Here is a 17,038-nt window from a genome sequence, read left to right as displayed (position 1 = left end):
TCAAAATTCCGGGGAGGCGGACTAAGCCAGGCCCGGGAAAGTTCCGACCGTCGCGAGCAGCGCGACGGGGAGGAGCCTGCCGGGCCGCCCGTGGTCGGCCGCCGGGCTCTCGACCACCGAGATCTCGCGGCCGTTGGCGCGCCGGACGTTGACCAGGACGGTCTCCCGGTCACCGTCGTGCTCGATCTTGGTCCTGATCACGGTGCCGTCGCCGTTCTCCTGGAGGTGGCAGTCCTCGCCCGCCCGGCAGAACAGGCGCAGGGTGCCCGAGGGCTCAAGGGTGATCGTCAGCCGGCGCGCTCCTGAGGAACTGGCGAGGTGCACAGTCAGCACCGATCCGCGGAACTGGAACTCGCCGGGACCTTGCCCGGTCCCGCGGACACCGGTGACCTCGCTCGGCCACAGGAGGCTTCCCGGGCGCACCGCCTCGGACAGCTGCCCCCAGGTGACGTCCGGCCCGGGGCCTGGAGACCCGGTTGGGGACCGGGTAGTGGACGGGTTCGGCGGCACCACCGGCGTGCTCGCCGAGGCGGCCGGGCCGACGTCGCCCGCGGGCTGACTGAGCAGCCCGCCTGCCAGCGCCGTGGTGCCGAGAGCGGCGGCGACCACCGCCGTGGCGACCCCGCCGATCGCGATCGAATGCCTGCGCCGCAGCCGCGCCCGGCCTTCGGCGAAGACCTTGTCGCGGTCGATTCCGAGCGGCGGTTCGCCGTCGAGGGCGCGGCCAAGCAGAGCCTTCACGTCGTCGGGCATGGTGATCCCTCCAGCGCGACACGGCCTGCCGCCAGCAGTTCACGCAGGGCGGCGAGCCCCTTGGACGCCTGGCTCTTGATCGTGCCCTCGCTCTTCCCGAGCGCCTGCGCGGTCTCCGCGACCGAGAGGTCCTCCCAGTACCGCAGGACGACTACCGCGCGCTGCCCCGGCGGCAGCTGCGCCAGCGCCCGCCGGACGTCGACGGCGTCGTCCACCCCGGCCGGGGGCACGCCGATCTCGGGCAGGTCGCCGACCACGTTCTCGCGTCTGCGGAACGCGCGGCGGGACTCATCGATGGCGGTGCGAACCATGATCTTGCGCGCGTAGGCGTCGACGTTGCCCGCGCGGTTGAGCCGCGGCCAGGCGACGTAGATCTTCGCCAGCGTGGTCTGCACAAGGTCCTCCGCGCGATGCCAGTCGCCCCCGCTCAACAAGTAAGCGGTTCGGCGCATGACGACGGCACGGCTGTCCAGGTATTCCCCGAATTCCGCGTCGCGATCGGACACCGGCCCCTCCCGCCCTCACCTTCTAATACGGCGGGGCGGGACCGCGGGTTGCCTCAGAACCTGGGGTGATCTCCGAGCAGCACCGCGCGCGGGGCGTCGGCGTCCTCGGCGGGACGGACATCGCCCAGCACCCACGCCGGCACGTGCCGGGCGGTGAGCACCGCCAGCGCGCGGTCGACGTCCTCGGGTGCGACGACGGCGACCATGCCGACGCCCATGTTGAACGTGCGCTCCATCTCGACCCGCTCGACCCGGCCGCGCTGGGCGATCAGCGAGAACACCGGCTTCGGCGTCCAGGTGCCGCGGTCGAGGTCGGCGTGCAGGCCGTGCGGGATGACCCGGGCCAGGTTGGCCGCGAGGCCGCCGCCGGTGATGTGGGCGAAGGTGCGGACCTCGGTCTCCGCGCACAGCGCCAGGCAGTCCTTGGCGTAGATCCGCGTCGGTTCGAGCATCTCCTCGCCGAGGGTGCGGCCGAACTCCTCGACGTGGCCCTCCAACGGCATCCGGCCGATCTCCAGCAGGACGTGCCGGGCCAGCGAGTAGCCGTTGGAGTGCAGGCCGGAGGACGCCATGGCGATCAGCACGTCGCCGGGGCGGACCTTGTCCGGGCCGAGCAGTTGGTCGGCCTCGACGACGCCGACACCGGTGCCGGACAGGTCGTACGCGCCGTCGGCCATCAGGCCGGGGTGCTCGGCGGTCTCGCCGCCCAGCAGCGCGCAGCCCGCGAGCACACAGCCCTCGGAGATGCCCTTGACCAGCGCGGCGATGCGGTCGGGGATGACCTTGCCGACGGCGATGTAGTCCTGCATGAACAGCGGCTCGGCGCCGCAGACCACGAGGTCGTCGACGACCATGGCGACCAGGTCGATGCCCACGGTGTCGTGGATGTCGAGGGCCTGGGCGACCGCGATCTTGGTGCCGACACCGTCGGTGGAGGAGGCGAGGATCGGCTCCTTCCAGCGGTCGAGCTTGAGCTTGAACAGCCCGGCGAAACCGCCGATGCCGCCCATCACCTCAGGGCGGATCGCCTTCTCCGCCCACGGCTTGAGCTTCTCGACGGCCTCGTCACCGGCCTCGATGCTCACCCCCGCGGCAGCGTAAGTGGCATTTGCGGAGACGGGCTTGGACTCGCTGGTGTCAGTCATAACTCGAATCACTGTTTGTAGGAACGCGAGATCAGGGACGGCGCAATGCGTCCTCGGCACCGTACCCGGTGGTGAGGACCGGGGCAGCGGAGCCCGCGACGCCCTTCTCGATCCCCTCGAGGAGGTGCTTGCCGATGTGGATGTCCTCCGGCAGCGGGATCGGGTACTTGCCGTCGAAGCAGGCCGAGCAGAGCCTGCTCTTGGGCTGCTCGGTCGCCGCGACCAGCGCTTCGAGCGAGACGTAGCCCAACGAGTCCGCGCCGATGGAGCGGCGGATTCCGTCGAGGTCGAGGCCGTTGGCGACGAGTTCGGCGCGGGAGGCGAAGTCGATGCCGTAGAAGCAGGGCCAGCGCACGGGCGGCGACGCGATGCGGACGTGCACCTCCAGCGCCCCCGCCTCACGCAGCATCCGGACCAGGGCGCGCTGGGTGTTGCCGCGCACCACCGAGTCGTCGACGACGACGAGCCGCTTGCCGCGGATGACGTCGCGCAGCGGGTTGAGCTTGAGCCGGATGCCGAGCTGGCGGATGGTCTGCGACGGCTGGATGAAGGTCCGGCCGACGTAAGCGTTCTTCACCAGGCCGGAGCCGTACGGGATGCCGCTGGCCTGGGCGTAGCCGATCGCGGCCGGGGTGCCGGACTCCGGGACCGGGATGACCAGGTCGGCCTCGGCCGGGAACTCGGCGGCGAGCTTGCGGCCGATCTCGACCCGGGTGGCGTGCACGCCGCGGCCGGAGATCGTGGTGTCCGGGCGGGCGAGGTAGACGTACTCGAAGATGCAGCCCTTGGGCTCCGGGGTGGCGAAGCGCGACGAACGCAGGCCCTCGGCGTCGATCGCGATCAGCTCGCCGGGCTCGACCTCGCGGACGAACGACGCGCCGACGATGTCGAGGGCGGCGGTCTCGCTGGCCACGACCCAGCCGCGCTCGAGGCGGCCGAGCACGAGCGGGCGGACACCGTGCGGGTCGCGGGCGGCGTAGAGAGTGGACTCGTCGGAGAAGACCAGGCAGTAGGCGCCGCGCACGGTCGGCAGCAGCTCCATGGCGGCCTGCTCGATGCCCTTGTCGGCGGCGGCGGCGGCCAGCAGACCGGTCAGCAGGTCGGAGTCGGTCGTCGCGCCGTTGCGGGTGGCGACGCCGAGCTCGGCGGCGCGGTCGCGCAGTTCGGCGGTGTTGACCAGGTTGCCGTTGTGGCCCAGGGACAGACCGCTGCCGATGGCGGTGGTACGGAAGGTCGGCTGGGCGTTCTCCCACGTGGTCGACCCGGTGGTCGAGTAGCGGCAGTGCCCGACGGCGACATGGCCGCGAAGGGAGGACAGGACCTGCTCGTCGAAGACCTGGCTGACGAGCCCGAGGTCCTTGAACACGACGATCTGGGCGCCGTCGGCGACGGAGATGCCCGCGGCTTCCTGCCCACGGTGCTGCAGCGCGTACAGGCCGTAATAGGTGAGTTTCGCGACTTCCTCACCAGGCGCCCAGACGCCGAAGACTCCGCATTCTTCGCGGGGCTCGGGTTCCGGTTGGTCGATGTTGGCGTCGGATTTGACTGGGCCAGTCGAGAACTGGTCGGTGACCACCGGAGCGCTCCCTGTGGATGGAGTGAGGCTGCACCCAAGTGTAAGTGCTCGATCGTGTGATGCCGACAATCGGACGGTGGGCCGCGTCACGTGTTCCCCATTGCCATTACCGTGTGTCCGGTGTCCGGACGAAAAGCGCTGATCATCGCCCTCGCGGGCCTCGTCGCCTTGGTGGTGGCGGGATCACTGGCGCCCGTGCCCAGTCCGGCGGAAGTCCGCACCTGGGCGGCGGCCGCCGGGTGGGCGACCCCGGTGGTGTTCCTGGCGGTGTACGCGGTCCTGACCGTGGTGCCGATCCCGCGGACGGTGTTCAACCTCTCGGCAGGCCTCCTCCTCGGCGAGGCACTGGGTGTCGCGGTGGCCATGCTCGGCACGGCCCTGGCGGCCTGGGCGGCGTTCCTGCTGGCCCGCGGACTCGGCAGGCGGTGGATGGAGTCCCACCTGGAACGCGACGCCGTGCGCACGGTGAACGAGCGGCTCAGCGGAGGCGGGGTCGCGGGGATGATCTCGCTGCGGCTGATCCCGATGATCCCGTTCGCCCCGATGAACTACTGCTGCGGCATCTCGACGATCCGACTCGGGCCCTTCCTCGCGGGCACGGTGATCGGCAGCCTCCCCGGCACCGTCGCCGTGGTCATCCTGGGCGACGCCCTCACGGGCACGACGCCGCCCGCGCTGCTGGCGGTGTACGCCGGATTGGCGCTGGCCGGAGCGGCGGGGCTGTACGCGGTCCTGCGAAGGCAGCGCCTGAGGGGACCTGTGGAGCTAGTCGAGGCGGAGCAGGGGCAGCAGAGCTGAGAGATCAGCGCGGGCACCGGACGCGGTGACCCGGCCGGTCGACACCGCCTCGGACCACAACAGCGTGCCGGTGGCGAGGGCGAGCCAGGTGGTCGGGTCGGTCTCGACCACGTTGGGCGGTGTGCCGCGCGTGTGCCGTGGGCCTTCGACGCACTGGACGGCGGCGAACGGGGGCACGCGCACCTCGACGCTGCGGCCGGGGGCGAGGTCTTCGAGGGTGCGCAGGCTCAGGCGGACCGCGGCCGCGAGGACCGGTCGGGACGGCTGGTCGCCCGCGTCCCGCCAAGCCCGCACCGCGGTGCGGAGCTCGGCGGGATCGACACGTTTGCGGCCGGGCAACTCAGGACTCGGTCGCCCGCATCGCCTCGGCCAGCATCTCGTCCACCAGGTGCACGAGCTTGCGGGTGTCGGCGGGCGAGATGGTGGTCCAGAAGTTGCCGTCCGAGGACGCCTTGCGGACCTGGACGTAGCGGCCGTCGGGGGTGTCGAAGAACGACACGACCCGGGCGGCGCGCTGACGACGGCCGAGGCGGTCGCGCACGGCGGCACCGAAGTTCCCGGTGCCCTGGACGTCGCCGATCATCGTGGCGAGGGCCCGTGCGTCGTCCGTGCGGACGCCGCGGCCGAGCAGGGCCGCCTCGAAGCTCTTCTGGGTGCCGTCGGTTGACTTGGCCGCGGCCTCGAAGTCGTCGGTCCGCAGCGTGACGGACTGGCCGGGGCCGCCCTGCCAGCTCGGCAGGACGCCGACCGCGGCCGACGCCAGCGACTCCGGAGAGATGCGGCTCAAGGTGATCTGGTTCTCGCGCATCACGGCCAGTGCCGCGTTGGGCCCGGCCACACCGGTCATCAGCCGCACACCGCGCCCGGCCCACCCCCGGCCGTCGACCTCGCGGTCGGGGCGGGCGATGACGCCGAACAGATGCTCGATCTCCGGGTGCACGTCGACCTTGCGGCCCAGGCCCCTGGCGTCGAGATCAGCCCAGACGCGCTCCTCGATGGCGGCGCGTTCCTCGTAGGTCTTGCCCGGGGACGGCACCTTGACGATCAGCGGCATGGTGCCGGGCGACAGGTGCTCCCACAGGACGTCGAATTCGAGGGCGGAGAGCGAGACGGGCTCGCTCTCCACCTCGATCATGGCTCCGAACGGCATCACTGCTCGCTGGTCTCGCCGATGACGGTGGGGGCGACCATGCGGTCGTCACCGAACACGTCCTCGGTTTCCACGAGGTAGTTCGCCAACTCGTACTCTTCGTCTTCCTCGCCCTGCGCGCCGCGGCCGCCGCCCATGCCGCCACCGCCCATGCCCTTGCCCGCACCCGCGGCACCGCCGCGGGCACCGCCCGGACCACCGGGACCGGCCTGGCCGAAGCCACCGGCGCCCGCCATGCCGCCCTTGCCCATCTGGCCCGCCTGGCGCGACCCGTCGCCCGCCTGGCCCATGCCCGCCTGGCCAAGGCCGCCCTTGCCACCGGGACCGCCCGTGGCGGACTTGCCCGCGCCGGGGTTGTTGGTGCTGTTCGGCGAGGACGGGTTGCTCGTCGGCGGGAGGTTGCCGGTGAAGTTCGGGTTGCTCGGACCGTTGGTGCCGCCCGGGATGAGCTGGTTCGGCGCGGGCGGTCCACCAGGGTTGACCGTCGGCGGGACGTAGCCCTGCGGCGTGGTGCCCGTGGGCGGGACGTAGCCGTTCGGCAGCGTGGGCGTGCCGGACGGGGGGCCCACGAGGTGGCCGCCGCCGGTGCCTGCCGGGGCGACGTAACCGCTGCCGGTGCTGGGCGCGCCCGAGTAACCGGACGGCGAGGTGTAGTTGCCGTTGCCGTTGTTGCCCGAGTAGTTCGAGTTGAAGTTGCCGACCGCCGAACCCGACGTGCTCGCGGGCTCGGGCGTGGAGACGACCACGTCCGGCGGCGGGACGAAGGTGCCCAGCGTGTTGCGGTTGAACTCGCTGCTGTTCTGGTAGGAGTCCATGGTGTCGACGGCCTTCTGCGAAGCCCGGTCCTGCTCGGCTTCCTGGGCCTCGTGGTCCATCGCCTGCCCGGCGACGGCCGCGGCGGGACCGGCGTTGCCGGTCAGCAGCGCGGCGCCCGCGGCGACCTTCGCCCAGCCCGAGGGCGCGGGCGTGGTGACCTCGACCGGCTCGGGCATCTCGGCCCGGGCGCGGGAGATCATGTCGGCCTGGTACTCGGTGGACGACTTCATCATGTTCGTGCCGGACTGGGCGTCGGTCGCCCAGGCCTGCAGCGGAGTCAGGCCCGCGGTGGCGCTCTCGCCCGCCGCGCCTTCCCAGGCCGCGCCGAGCTCGCCGAGCTTGCGGTTGAGATCGGCGTCGATCTCCGCCAGCTCGGTGGTCAGCGCTTCCCAGTACGTGGTCTGCGGCGTGGACGCGGCCGCACCCGGGCCGTTGTTGATCATCGTGTGCAGCGTGGGGTGGTCATACCCTTGCCACCGGTGCATCGCCATAGGAATCACCCTCAGGTCGTCAAGCGAAAGTCTGCGGCCTACTAGCCGTTGTCGTGCTTGCCCCAGCGGGCCGCGTTGTCGCCCTCGACCAGCATGTAGGCGTCATAGGACCGCTGCAGCGCGTCGCAGGCGGCCGTGAGCTGCTTCTCGTAGCCGGTAAGGCAGGCAAGCGCGGATGCCGCGTCCCCACCATTGGTTCGCTCGGCGAACTGCTGCGCGGTCTCACTGCTGACCGGGTCTTCCGCCCACTCCCGAACCTGAAGAGCTTGCAGAGCGGCGAGCTTTTCCCCGACGCGGTATTGCGCGTCACGGAACGCGGCCAGAGCTCCCGGGATCGAGGCGGGCTCGACCTTCAACGTCTGCGTACCTGAATAGCTGGGTTCCACAGGTGCGGATGAACCCCCGCCGCCATCGGCTAGAAACACCGTTCGACTCCCTCAGTCCTGTGCTCTTGCAACGAACTGTATCTGTGATGTACGACGTCGCGGAACGGTTCCACGATATTGGGTGATCTCGTGACTAATTCTTGAGACACCCCACCCCTGCGGGTATGACGCTAGCTCGCGAGGACGACCTTCATGCCCGCTTCGGCGATTTTCGACACCTTGGCGCACAGCTCGGCGTGCGGAGTGACCGGCTGGCGGCCTGCGTTGGTCACGGTGAGCTGGAAATACATCATCTGGCCGTCCTTGGTGTCGACCACGGTGAAACACGCGATCCCGCCCGCCTTGCCTTCGACGATGGCGGCTGGGTAACCCGCGATCTTCGTCGGGACGACGTTCCCCACAACGGAGCTCGTGTAAGAGGCGACACCTTCGGTGACCACAACGTCGACAGCCAGGATCAAATTGGCCTTGTCACCCAAGATCGTGCAGGTGAGGGATCCCGGGAAAGCAGCAGACTTGTTCTCGCGACCCTCGACGCGCTGATCGATGCCGAAGTCGGCGGGCTTGAGGCCGTTCGCCACATCGCACGGCTTGATCGCCGACAGGTCCTTGTCCGCGGGGCGGTCGACCTTGGGCGGTGCGGTCGTCTTCTTCGTCGGGCTCGGCTTGTCCGTCTTCTCCGTCGATTCGCTGGTCGTCGGCGTCGGCTGCGGAGCGGGCGTCGGCTCCGAGCAGGCCGTCAGCGCCAGTGCGGCGAAGGCGGCGACGGCCAGGCGTGTTGCGTTGGTCCCCATGACCGCAAGGTACCGACATGCGACCAGCGGTGACTCGGGAACCTACGATGAGCCGCATGGAGGAGCCGGAGATCACCCTCGACATGCGTGCGGGCGCGCGGTCGAACCCGAACAGCTGGCTTTACGTGATCGACCCGGCCTTCGGGCACGACGAGGACGTGCCGCCTTGGGGTGTGGTCGGTGCGTACCCGGTCGACGACCGCGGCGAGATCGGTGAGGCGTTCCGCCCGAACGCCGACTACCGCCCCTCACCCGCGGCGCTGCGGATGCCGGTGCCGTCCAATCCGCTGGAGAAGATGCTCCAGCTGATCAAGACCCGCCACCGCGAACAGCGCGACCTGCTTCCCGCGGTGCTGGACGCGACCCTGCTGCTGTACTCCGCGTCGGCCGAGGACCAGGCGGTGACCGGTTTCCCGAACCATGACGGACGGGTGATGGTCCCGGCCTGCACGTCCGCGGCGCACGTGCCGGCGAACTGGCCGGGGTGGCGTGAGGTGCGCGGGCGGGATCTGGCAGGACTGCTCTATGGGCATCCGCTCGTGGTGAATCCGATCGGGCCGATCACGGCGCTGGTGCCCGCGGCCGATCTCACCCAAGCACTGAGCTGGTAGGTCAGCCGACCACCACGTCGAAAGAGCGGATCCGGTCCGGGTCGGCGATGATCTCGATGGCGATGATCTTGCCGTCGCCGATGGTGAAGCCGAACACGACCCGAGGTGTGCCGTCCGGCGCCCACACCGCCGCCGGGGCACCGTCGACCAGCGCGGGCTGGGCGGCCTGAGCGCAGCCGAGGAACGAACTCGCCACCGCCCGCACGCCGCGGACCTCGCCCGCACCCGGATCAGCGACAGCATGGAGCCGGTCCCGGACACCGTCTGGAACGAGGCCGCCCGCCACTATGACGAGCAGGCCCTCGCCGCGCTGCTGCTGTCGATCGCGACCACCAACGTCTGGAACCGCATCAACGCCGCCACCCGGCCGGCCGCGGGCGGCGGCTGGTGAAGCTGAGTCCTACCAAGGGATTGGCCCGTGACGGTCGGAGTAACCGCCGGTCGGGCCGTCCGGTCCCACCATCGCCATCGCGATGATGGACTCGACGCCCTCGGCCACCGTCTGGGTTCCGCTGTGCCCGTTGATGTCGGTGGCGGTGTAGCCGGGGTCGACGGCGTTGACCCGCATGCCGGGCAGCGCTTTCGCGTAGTGCAGGGTTACCGCGTTCAACGCCGTCTTCGACGTCGGGTAGCCGATCGACACGAGGCTCGACTCCAACCGCTCCGGGTCGGTGGTGATGGCGAACGACCCCATCCCGCTCGACACGTTGACGATGCGCGGCGCGGATGACTTGCGCAGCAAGGGAAGGAAGGCGCGGGTCACCCGGATCGGGCCGAAGACGTTGGTGTCGTACACGCTCCGGACGTCGTCGGCGGTCATCTCCTCGGGCGAGGACCACGGGCCGCCGATGCCCGCGTTGTTGATGAGCACGTCGATGAGCCCGAAGCGTTCGGCGACCAGGTCGGCGGCGGTGTCGACGGACGCGTCGGAGGTCACGTCCAGCGCGACGACGTGGGCGGTCGCGCCGAGCTTGGCCGCGGCGGCCGCGCCGAGCGCGGGGTCACGGACAGCGAGCAGCACGGTCCAGCCGCGGCCGGTCAGCACGCGGGCGGCTTCGAAGCCGAGTCCTTTGTTGGCGCCGGTGATCAGCGCGGTCGTGGTCATGACTCCACTGTCGAGCCCCCGACACCGGGCAGCCAGGGACAGGTTGTCCCTGGCTGCCCGGCATCGACTCGGGGCACGATGTGGGCATGGACCGACAGGGACTCGCCGCCGCGCTGGCCGCCTGGCGGGCCCGGCTCACCCCGGCCGACGTCGGGCTGCCCGCGGGCACCCGCAGGCGGACACCTGGGTTGCGCCGCGAGGAAGTCGCCCAGCTGGCAGGCATCTCCGTGGACTACGTCAGCCGGATGGAACAGGGCCGCGGCGCCCACCCCTCGGCGTCGGTGCTGGGCGCGTTGGCCCGCGCCCTGCGGCTCGACGAGACCGAGCGCGACCACCTCCACACACTCGCGGGCGTGCGTGCCCCGAACGCGAACAGCATCCCCAGCCTCGTCCGACCCAGTGTCCGCAGGCTGCTCGACCGCTTCGCCGACCTGCCCGCGGTCCTGCTCGACGCCAAAGGCACCGTGCTGGCATGGAACCCGCTCGCCGCCGCGCTGCTGGGCGACTTCTCGAAGTGGCCGATGGAAGAGCGAAACCTGCTCTGGCAACGTTTTCTCGGTGAACACGATCCCGTCGCGCACGACGACGAGGTGGCCACGGACCTGGTGCTCGTCGGCGAACTGCAGACCGTCGCCGCGAGGTACCCCGACGACCCCGAACTCGGGTCGCTCATCACGAAGCTGCGTAAGGGAAGCCGCCGATTCGCCGCGCTGTGGGAACAGCAGATCCCAGCTTACCGGCACACGGCGACCAAGCTGGTCGTGCATCCGGAGCTGGGCCGGATCGAGCTGAACTGCGACGCGCTGGTGGTCCCGGAGACCGACCAGAAGATCGTGATCTACTCCGCGGCGCCTGGGTCGCCGGGCGCCGCGGCGCTGGACCTGTTGCGGGTCATCGGGATCCAGCGGCTGGGTCAGGACTCGAGCCAGCGCTCGATCTCCTCGGGCGGGCCGGGTTTCGCGAACAGCCAGCCCTGAGCGGTGTCGCAGCCGATCAGCCGCAGCCGCTCGGCCTGCTCCGGGTCCTCGACACCTTCGGCGACCACGTCGTGGCCCAGCGCGTGCGCCAGTTCGACGAGCGTCGACACGATGCGCGCGTCGGCCTCGTCGGCGTCGGGCGCGGCGCGCAGGCCCTCCATGAAGCGGCCGGCGAGCTTGATCGAGTGCACCGGGAGGTGCCGCAGGTAGGCCAGGTTCGAGTACCCGGTGCCGAAGTCGTCGATGGCGATCCGCACCCCCATGTCCGCCAAGGCGCGCAAGGCTTCCAGCGGGACCCCGGTGGTGGCCATGATGGCCGACTCGGTCAGTTCCAGCTGGATGCTCGACGGCGGGAGCTCGGCGGCGCGCAGGATCGTCGCGATGTCGTCGACCAGGGTCGGTTCCACGGTCTGCCGTGCGGCGACGTTGACGCTGACCCACGGCGCCCGGTCCCCGTAGATGTCCCGCCAGCGGCGGGCCTGCCTGGTCGCCTCGCGCAGCACCCAGCGGCCCAGCGGCACGATCAGCCCGGTCTCCTCGGCCAGGCTGATGAACTGGTCCGGCCCGAGCCTGCCGAACTCCGGATGTGCCCACCGCACAAGGGCTTCGACGCCGACGAGCTTGCCGTCGGCGAGCCGGACGATCGGCTGGTAGTCCACATAGAACTCTTCGCTCTCCACCGCCGCGGGCATCCGAGCGGCGAGGGTGAACCGGGCGACCTCGCGCGCGTTGCGCTCGTAGTTGTAGCCCGCCCAACGGTTCTTGCCGTCCGCCTTGGCCCAGTACAGCGTGACGTCGGCGTCGCGCATGGTCTCGGCGGGCGTGGTGCCCGCGACGGGCCGCTCCACCAGCCCGATGCTGGCCGACACCGACAGCCGGTGGCCGCCGATCCGCACCGGAATGGCGAACGCCGCGAGGATCTGCTCGGCCAGCGCGATGACCTCGTCGATGCTCTCGCAGTGTTCCATCAGCACCACGAACTCGTCGCCGCCCATCCGCGCGACCAGCCGGTCGGGGCCGGAGACCAGGCCTTCGAGGCGGATGGCGACCGCGGCCAGCAGCTCGTCGCCGATGTCGTGGCCGAGGCTGTCGTTGATGACTTTGAAGCCGTCGAGGTCGAGGTAGCAGATGCCGACGCGGTGGTCGCCGCCCTTGGCGAACGCGGCACTGAGCCGTTCGGTGAACAGCGCCCGGTTGCCGAGTCCGGTCAAGGGGTCGTGGTTGGCCTGGTGCCGGAGACGCTGTTCGAGCAGGTGCCGTTCGGTGATGTCCTCCAGCATGCCGACAACGAACTGCGGCGCCCCGGCCTCGTCGCGCACCAGCGTCACCGACAGGTCGGTCCACAATGGACTGCCGTCGGACTTGCGCAGCATGCGCTCCATCCGATAGCTGTCACGCCGACCGGTCAGCAGTTCCTTGAGCGGCCTGCGCATCGCGGAGGGCTCGTCCGGGTAGCGCAGGTCGTCGACGTGCATGCCCGGCATCTTCTCGACCGGGTAGTCGAACATCCGCGCGCACGCGGAGTTAACCTCGATCAGAGTGCCGTTCGAGTCGGTGATCGCGATGCCGACGGCGGTCTGGGTGAACATCGCCTTGAAGCGGGCCTCGCTGGCCAGCAGCGCGGTCTCCGCGCCGCGGCGGGCGTCCATCACCGCTTGGCGGATCTCCTCCTGGTCGCGGAAGATCCGCTGCTGCATGGCGGTGGTGAAGCCCGCGGCGAACGCCGACAGCAGCGCGGGCAGCCGGTGCGCGCAGTCCTTGTCGACGAGGCGAGGGAGCCGCTCACAGATGAGCTGGACGGAACCCGCGAGGGTCTCCGGCGAGGTGAGGCCGAGGTCGACCAGGGAGGCGCCCACCCGGGCGACCGGGGACGGGTCGAACGAGTCGCGGGCGAGCGCCGTCAACAGGGCTTGGGCGTAGCGGCCGACCTGGGCGACGAGTTCGCCGCGGTCCAACGCCACATAGCCTGTCGCGGTCAGCGCACTCGCCCACAGTTCAGCGAATGCGTCGCGCTCGCCCGGTGCGCAGTCCACCCATCACCCCTTGCTCGCTAGAAGCACAGTTTCCCCTGTTCAACGCCAGGTAGCCACCCCGAACAGAGGTGTTCACCTGACGCGTTCGATCCACCACCACTGGGAGTAGGCCTTCGCCCGCTTCCGACCTTGGTCTGCGGTGCTTACTGAGGCCATCCGGGTAATGGTGAATCATTCACATGGAGCCATGACAAGTGGGCATTTGTTGGATCACACTGCCGAGGCACGGTGATCACGTGCCGGTGATCACCTCCGTGAGGGCGACTCGGAAGGAACACCCACCATGGCCTCCACCCTGCGCGGCCTGTTAGCCGCCTTGTCGACATGCCTGCTGATCATCGGCTTGGCCACGCCGGTCAACGCCGCGCCAAAAGAAGAGGCCGACCATGCTGTGAACCACGAGATGGGCTCGCAAATCCGCAAGCACGAAGGCGTCCACGGCAAACCCACGGACGTGGGCACCATGGCCGTGGTGGCCGGGATCGACGTGTCCAGCTGGCAGGGCAACGTCGACTGGAACCACTGGTGGAACCAGGGAAAGCGCTTCGCCTACGTGAAGGCGACCGAGGGGACAGGCTACAAGAACCCGTACTTCGCCCAGCAGTACAACGGCTCCTACAACGTGGGCATGATCCGCGGCGCCTACCACTTCGCCCTGCCGGACAAGTCGAGCGGCGCGACCCAGGCCGGGTACTTCGCGGACAACGGCGGCGGCTGGTCCCGGGACGGGAAGACGCTGCCAGGAGTGCTCGACGTCGAGTACAACCCCTATGGCGCCACTTGCTACGGCAAGACGCAGGCGGGCATGGCCGCGTGGATCCGGGACTTCAGCAACACCTACCGGTACCGCACCGGCCGTGACGTGGTCATCTACACCTCCACCAGCTGGTGGTCGCAGTGCGTCGGCACCGCGCAAGCGTTTGCCAGCACCAATCCGCTGTGGGTCGCGCGCTACAACACCACCGTGGGGACCCTCCCGTACAACTGGGGATACTGGACCTTCTGGCAGTACTCGGATTCGCCGATCGACCAGAACTACTTCAACGGCGCGTACGACCGTTTGCAGGCACTCGCGCTGGGCTGACCCCGGACCCGCCACCGGGGAGCTAAGTTGTCGCGCGATGAACAGCACCGTGTTCGTAGTCGCGGGCCTCAGCGCCCTGGTGGCGGGTCTCACCGCCTTCGCCATGTCCCGCTTTGCCGCGCGCCGGGGGAAGACCGGCTTGCCACTGGTGGGCACCGTCCTCGTCGCGGCCGGCTTGCTCGCCCTGGTCACCGGCTGGCTGCTGACCGGTGCCACCCCCGACCGCGGTGAGGCGCTGAAGACCGGCGGCCTGGCCGCGGGGTCGGTCGTGGCGCTCTACGCCCTGTGGCTCAACGACCGCAAGCGCCAAGTCGAGGAAGAGCGGCAGGTGATCGAGCGCGGCAGGCAGGAACTCGAACTCGCGCGCGCGGACCACGACCGCGAACGCGTGGCCGACGAACGCTTCGCGCGCGCGGTCGAGTTGCTGGGCAACCCCGCCGACCAGGTTCGTGTCGGCGCGCTGCACGTGCTCAGCGGCCTCGCGCGCGACCGGCCGTACTACACGCAGACCGTGCTCGACGTCGCCTGCTCGTATCTGCGGATGCCCTTCGACCGCACGAATCCCGATCTGATCGATGAGCGGGAGCGCCAGGTGCGGATCACCGCGCAGCGGGTGATCCAGGACCTGCTGCCGACGAAGGGCACCCCGGACCCGCCCCGCTACGACCTGGACCTGACCAGCGCTGACCTGGAGTACTTCGACATCTCCGAGCGCGTGGTCGGAACTCTGGTCCTGCGGTGGGCCAAGCTGTACAGCTCCAACTCGATGTGGGGTTCGGAGATGCTCGGCAGCGTCTGGTTCACCGGTGCGGTCAGTCACGGGATCCTGCACGCGCAAGACGTCGTGTTTCACCGCAAGGCGTGGTTCAGCGGTTTCATCGCGCACGGGCCGGTCAACCTCTCCGGCTGCGACTTCCGCGGGCCGACCAAGTTCGACGGCTCCCAGATCCCGGATTGGGTGGAGCGGGGGAACCGAAACAACCGCGCCACCGTCTACAAGTCTCGTAAGGTTCGGTGACGACCCGGCACCCTGGGGGTAGCGGCATGGCGTTCTACGGGGACCCCGACGAGCTCGACCGGCTCGCGGGGCAGATCGAGCGGCGGGCGGACGAGGTCCGCGCGCACGGCGAGGATATGGACAAGAAAGCCGTGGCCATGCGGTGGAAGTCCATCGCCGCCGACCGCTGCCGGGAGACCGTCGCGGGCGACCGCGAGACCCTCGACGGCACCGCGACCAAGCTCGACGAAGCCGCCGCCGTCCTGCGTCAGCACGCCCAGGAGGTCCGCGAGCTGATCGCGGCCATCAAGCGGATCGCCGAGTCGGTGGTCAACTGGTTCAACGGCGCCATCGACCGGTTCAACAAGGCGGTCGAGAGCTTCAAGAACATGGTCGGCGACATGGTGGACACGGTGACCGGCGTGTTCGGCGGGGGCGGCGACGCCCCGTCGCCGCCGCGGCCGCCGTGGGAGGGCTGGCGCTACCAGCCCGACAACCTGCCGCCCGCGGGCGACAAGCAGTGGCTCGAGGTCGGCAAGTTCATGCAAGCACAGGGGGTCGCGTGACCATGGCCGCGACCGTCGCACCGCACCGGCTCACGCTGACCGCCGGGGAGTACGCCTTCCTGGTGGCCAAGCTGGGCGTGAGCCTGCCGCCGGAGTGGGAACCCGCACCCGACATCGCGACCGGCGCCGAGGGCGACGCGCTGGTCGACAAGGGCGTCCTCACCGGGTCCGGCGACCTGCTCAAGGTCCACCCGTCGATCGAGTCGAACCTGCGGGTGCTCGCCGCGCCGAAGATCATGTTCGACACCACCGCGACGGCGGGCAGCCGCGGTTCGCGCAGCCTGCACGCGCTGGCCGGGCCGGTCGGCGCCTCGCTGTTCCTACTGCCCGACGGCGGCGTGGAGCTGTCGATGTTCACCGCGGTCGACCTCGGCCGCGAACTGGTCCGGGCGGTGCCCGCCAAGGTGTCCGAGGGCATCGGGTCCGCCTTGGACGACCCCGACGACGTCGAGCCGCTGCGCGGTTCCGTCCCCCTGACCGCTCTGCACGAACTGGGCGTCGCCGACCTGCTGCGCGAAGGCGACCCGGAAGCGCCGGCGTACGTGCTGGCGGAGCTGAAGCTGCCGGACGCGGAGGCGAAGTTCGCCACCGAGGTAGTCCGCCGCACTGACGGCGTGCTGCGCTGCCTGGTCACCGCCCTCGTCGGCGACGGCGTCCGCACCGCCCAGGTCACGTGGCTGCACACCGACGCGGGCTGGGTCGGTGTCGCCCCCGCGGCGACCGGATCGGAACGCAAGCTCGTGGACCTCACGCCGGTCGCGCGGGAAGACCTCGGGGTCTGGCTGACCCCGTTCGTGGCGGAGGCAATGGCATGAGCGAGCTTGCGAGCAAATCAATGCCACAGTGCCTTCGCGAGTGGAGCCACCCAACCTGTGAGGTGGCCGCATGAGCGAGCTTGCGAGCAAATCAATGCCACAGTGCCTTCGCGAGTGGAGCCACCCAACCTGTGAGGTGGCCGCATGAGCGAGCTTGCGAGCAAATCAATGCCACAGTGCCTTCGCGAGTGGAGCCACCCAACCTGTGAGGTGGCCGCATGAGCGAGCTTGCGAGCAAATCAATGCCACAGTGCCTTCGCGAGTGGAGCCACCCAACCTGTGAGGTGGCCGCATGAGCGAGCTTGCGAGCAAATCAATGCCACAGTGCCTTCGCGAGTGGAGCCACCCAACCTGTGAGGTGGCCGCATGAGCGAGCTTGCGAGCAAATCAATGCCACAGTGCCTTCGCGAGTGGAGCCACCCAACCTGTGAGGTG

At 69.9% G+C, this 17,038-nt stretch carries 20 protein-coding genes; 8 read left to right on the top strand and 12 right to left on the bottom strand.

What is annotated here, in order from left to right; all coding sequences use genetic code 11:
- Nucleotides 1-21: 21 nt before the first annotated feature.
- From ACUZ2Y_RS21355 to purF, 4 genes are read right to left on the bottom strand one after another with little or no spacing between them, the layout of a single operon-like run.
- The gene (locus tag ACUZ2Y_RS21355) at nucleotides 22-753 is read right to left on the bottom strand and encodes a hypothetical protein (RefSeq protein WP_476321553.1); all 732 of its coding nucleotides are present in this window, start codon (nucleotides 751-753) and stop codon (nucleotides 22-24) included.
- Complete coding sequence (locus ACUZ2Y_RS21350; RefSeq protein WP_091376246.1) at nucleotides 738-1,259, bottom strand: SigE family RNA polymerase sigma factor; 522 nt, start codon at nucleotides 1,257-1,259, stop codon at nucleotides 738-740. The genes ACUZ2Y_RS21355 and ACUZ2Y_RS21350 overlap by 16 nt, the downstream gene beginning before the upstream one ends.
- A 53-nt stretch (nucleotides 1,260-1,312) precedes the next feature.
- A complete protein-coding gene (gene purM / locus ACUZ2Y_RS21345; protein WP_476321551.1) occupies nucleotides 1,313-2,404 on the bottom strand; it encodes a phosphoribosylformylglycinamidine cyclo-ligase in 1,092 nt (363 codons plus the stop codon).
- A 31-nt stretch (nucleotides 2,405-2,435) separates the two neighbouring features.
- Entirely contained in the window at nucleotides 2,436-3,980 is a 1,545-nt protein-coding gene (gene purF / locus ACUZ2Y_RS21340) for an amidophosphoribosyltransferase (RefSeq protein ID WP_476321549.1), read from the bottom strand.
- A 120-nt stretch (nucleotides 3,981-4,100) separates the two neighbouring features.
- Between purF and ACUZ2Y_RS21335 the strand changes: the two genes are divergently transcribed.
- Nucleotides 4,101-4,778 carry a TVP38/TMEM64 family protein gene (locus ACUZ2Y_RS21335; protein WP_476321547.1) on the top strand — a complete coding sequence of 226 codons (678 nt, stop codon included), beginning with the start codon at nucleotides 4,101-4,103 and terminating at the stop codon, nucleotides 4,776-4,778.
- Here ACUZ2Y_RS21335 and ACUZ2Y_RS21330 read toward each other — a convergent pair.
- From ACUZ2Y_RS21330 to ACUZ2Y_RS21310, 5 genes are all read right to left on the bottom strand, one after another.
- Complete coding sequence (locus ACUZ2Y_RS21330; protein ID WP_476321545.1) at nucleotides 4,746-5,117, bottom strand: sterol carrier family protein; 372 nt, start codon at nucleotides 5,115-5,117, stop codon at nucleotides 4,746-4,748. The two genes, ACUZ2Y_RS21335 and ACUZ2Y_RS21330, sit on opposite strands and share 33 nt — an antisense overlap.
- A 1-nt stretch (nucleotide 5,118) precedes the next feature.
- Complete coding sequence (locus tag ACUZ2Y_RS21325) at nucleotides 5,119-5,928, bottom strand: ESX secretion-associated protein EspG (RefSeq protein ID WP_476321543.1); 810 nt, start codon at nucleotides 5,926-5,928, stop codon at nucleotides 5,119-5,121.
- Nucleotides 5,928-7,235, bottom strand: coding sequence for a PPE domain-containing protein (locus ACUZ2Y_RS21320; RefSeq protein ID WP_476321541.1), 1,308 nt, complete (start codon nucleotides 7,233-7,235; stop codon nucleotides 5,928-5,930). The genes ACUZ2Y_RS21325 and ACUZ2Y_RS21320 overlap by 1 nt, the downstream gene beginning before the upstream one ends.
- A gap of 41 nt (nucleotides 7,236-7,276) precedes the next feature.
- Nucleotides 7,277-7,591, bottom strand: coding sequence for a hypothetical protein (locus tag ACUZ2Y_RS21315; protein ID WP_476321539.1), 315 nt, complete (start codon nucleotides 7,589-7,591; stop codon nucleotides 7,277-7,279).
- Between the two features lie 200 nt (nucleotides 7,592-7,791).
- Entirely contained in the window at nucleotides 7,792-8,415 is a 624-nt protein-coding gene (locus ACUZ2Y_RS21310) for a DUF3558 family protein (RefSeq protein WP_476321538.1), read from the bottom strand.
- A 56-nt stretch (nucleotides 8,416-8,471) separates the two neighbouring features.
- On the opposite strand from ACUZ2Y_RS21310, the gene ACUZ2Y_RS21305 reads away from it, so the two are divergent.
- Nucleotides 8,472-9,026, top strand: a complete 555-nt coding sequence (locus ACUZ2Y_RS21305; RefSeq protein WP_476321536.1) for a type VII secretion system-associated protein — start codon at nucleotides 8,472-8,474, stop codon at nucleotides 9,024-9,026.
- A gap of 1 nt (nucleotide 9,027) precedes the next feature.
- Here the strand turns inward: ACUZ2Y_RS21305 and ACUZ2Y_RS21300 are convergent, their stop codons facing one another.
- Nucleotides 9,028-9,231, bottom strand: a complete 204-nt coding sequence (locus tag ACUZ2Y_RS21300; RefSeq protein ID WP_476321534.1) for a hypothetical protein — start codon at nucleotides 9,229-9,231, stop codon at nucleotides 9,028-9,030.
- A gap of 36 nt (nucleotides 9,232-9,267) precedes the next feature.
- Between ACUZ2Y_RS21300 and ACUZ2Y_RS21295 the strand changes: the two genes are divergently transcribed.
- Nucleotides 9,268-9,417: a hypothetical protein gene (locus tag ACUZ2Y_RS21295; protein ID WP_476321532.1), complete on the top strand. Its 150-nt coding sequence runs from the start codon at nucleotides 9,268-9,270 to the stop codon at nucleotides 9,415-9,417.
- Between the two features lie 9 nt (nucleotides 9,418-9,426).
- On the opposite strand, the gene ACUZ2Y_RS21290 is transcribed toward ACUZ2Y_RS21295, so the two are convergent.
- Entirely contained in the window at nucleotides 9,427-10,131 is a 705-nt protein-coding gene (locus ACUZ2Y_RS21290; protein ID WP_476321530.1) for an SDR family NAD(P)-dependent oxidoreductase, read from the bottom strand.
- An 86-nt stretch (nucleotides 10,132-10,217) separates the two neighbouring features.
- Between ACUZ2Y_RS21290 and ACUZ2Y_RS21285 the strand changes: the two genes are divergently transcribed.
- Nucleotides 10,218-11,108, top strand: coding sequence for a helix-turn-helix transcriptional regulator (locus ACUZ2Y_RS21285; protein ID WP_476321528.1), 891 nt, complete (start codon nucleotides 10,218-10,220; stop codon nucleotides 11,106-11,108).
- On the opposite strand, the gene ACUZ2Y_RS21280 is transcribed toward ACUZ2Y_RS21285, so the two are convergent.
- Complete coding sequence (locus tag ACUZ2Y_RS21280; protein WP_476321526.1) at nucleotides 11,045-13,141, bottom strand: putative bifunctional diguanylate cyclase/phosphodiesterase; 2,097 nt, start codon at nucleotides 13,139-13,141, stop codon at nucleotides 11,045-11,047. The two genes, ACUZ2Y_RS21285 and ACUZ2Y_RS21280, sit on opposite strands and share 64 nt — an antisense overlap.
- Nucleotides 13,142-13,424: 283 nt before the next feature.
- On the opposite strand from ACUZ2Y_RS21280, the gene ACUZ2Y_RS21275 reads away from it, so the two are divergent.
- The 4 genes from ACUZ2Y_RS21275 to ACUZ2Y_RS21260 all read left to right on the top strand — a co-directional run bounded on the left by ACUZ2Y_RS21275 (nucleotide 13,425) and on the right by ACUZ2Y_RS21260 (nucleotide 16,603).
- Complete coding sequence (locus tag ACUZ2Y_RS21275; RefSeq protein ID WP_476321524.1) at nucleotides 13,425-14,225, top strand: lysozyme; 801 nt, start codon at nucleotides 13,425-13,427, stop codon at nucleotides 14,223-14,225.
- A 103-nt stretch (nucleotides 14,226-14,328) separates the two neighbouring features.
- Nucleotides 14,329-15,243, top strand: a complete 915-nt coding sequence (locus ACUZ2Y_RS21270; protein ID WP_476331985.1) for a pentapeptide repeat-containing protein — start codon at nucleotides 14,329-14,331, stop codon at nucleotides 15,241-15,243.
- A 26-nt stretch (nucleotides 15,244-15,269) separates the two neighbouring features.
- Nucleotides 15,270-15,788: a WXG100 family type VII secretion target gene (locus ACUZ2Y_RS21265; protein ID WP_476321522.1), complete on the top strand. Its 519-nt coding sequence runs from the start codon at nucleotides 15,270-15,272 to the stop codon at nucleotides 15,786-15,788.
- A complete protein-coding gene (locus ACUZ2Y_RS21260) occupies nucleotides 15,785-16,603 on the top strand; it encodes a hypothetical protein (protein ID WP_476321520.1) in 819 nt (272 codons plus the stop codon). Before ACUZ2Y_RS21265 ends, ACUZ2Y_RS21260 begins: the two co-directional genes overlap by 4 nt.
- The last annotated feature ends 435 nt before the right edge of the window (nucleotides 16,604-17,038 follow it).

Source organism: Actinokineospora sp. UV203 (assembly GCF_056323665.1).
This window is presented reverse-complemented; position numbering and strand designations above follow the sequence as displayed.

Bases quoted from the DNA above. Each gene is read 5' to 3' on its own strand.
- ACUZ2Y_RS21355 (WP_476321553.1), bottom strand. From the start codon at position 753: ATGCCCGACGACGTGAAGGCTCTGCTTGGCCGCGCCCTCGACGGCGAA.
- purM (WP_476321551.1), bottom strand. From the start codon at position 2,404: ATGACTGACACCAGCGAGTCCAAGCCCGTCTCCGCAAATGCCACTTAC.
- ACUZ2Y_RS21325 (WP_476321543.1), bottom strand. From the start codon at position 5,928: ATGCCGTTCGGAGCCATGATCGAGGTGGAGAGCGAGCCCGTCTCGCTC.
- ACUZ2Y_RS21320 (WP_476321541.1), bottom strand. From the start codon at position 7,235: ATGGCGATGCACCGGTGGCAAGGGTATGACCACCCCACGCTGCACACG.
- ACUZ2Y_RS21310 (WP_476321538.1), bottom strand. From the start codon at position 8,415: ATGGGGACCAACGCAACACGCCTGGCCGTCGCCGCCTTCGCCGCACTG.
- ACUZ2Y_RS21305 (WP_476321536.1), top strand. From the start codon at position 8,472: ATGGAGGAGCCGGAGATCACCCTCGACATGCGTGCGGGCGCGCGGTCG.
- ACUZ2Y_RS21295 (WP_476321532.1), top strand. From the start codon at position 9,268: ATGGAGCCGGTCCCGGACACCGTCTGGAACGAGGCCGCCCGCCACTAT.
- ACUZ2Y_RS21290 (WP_476321530.1), bottom strand. From the start codon at position 10,131: ATGACCACGACCGCGCTGATCACCGGCGCCAACAAAGGACTCGGCTTC.
- ACUZ2Y_RS21285 (WP_476321528.1), top strand. From the start codon at position 10,218: ATGGACCGACAGGGACTCGCCGCCGCGCTGGCCGCCTGGCGGGCCCGG.
- ACUZ2Y_RS21275 (WP_476321524.1), top strand. From the start codon at position 13,425: ATGGCCTCCACCCTGCGCGGCCTGTTAGCCGCCTTGTCGACATGCCTG.
- ACUZ2Y_RS21270 (WP_476331985.1), top strand. From the start codon at position 14,329: ATGTCCCGCTTTGCCGCGCGCCGGGGGAAGACCGGCTTGCCACTGGTG.
- ACUZ2Y_RS21265 (WP_476321522.1), top strand. From the start codon at position 15,270: ATGGCGTTCTACGGGGACCCCGACGAGCTCGACCGGCTCGCGGGGCAG.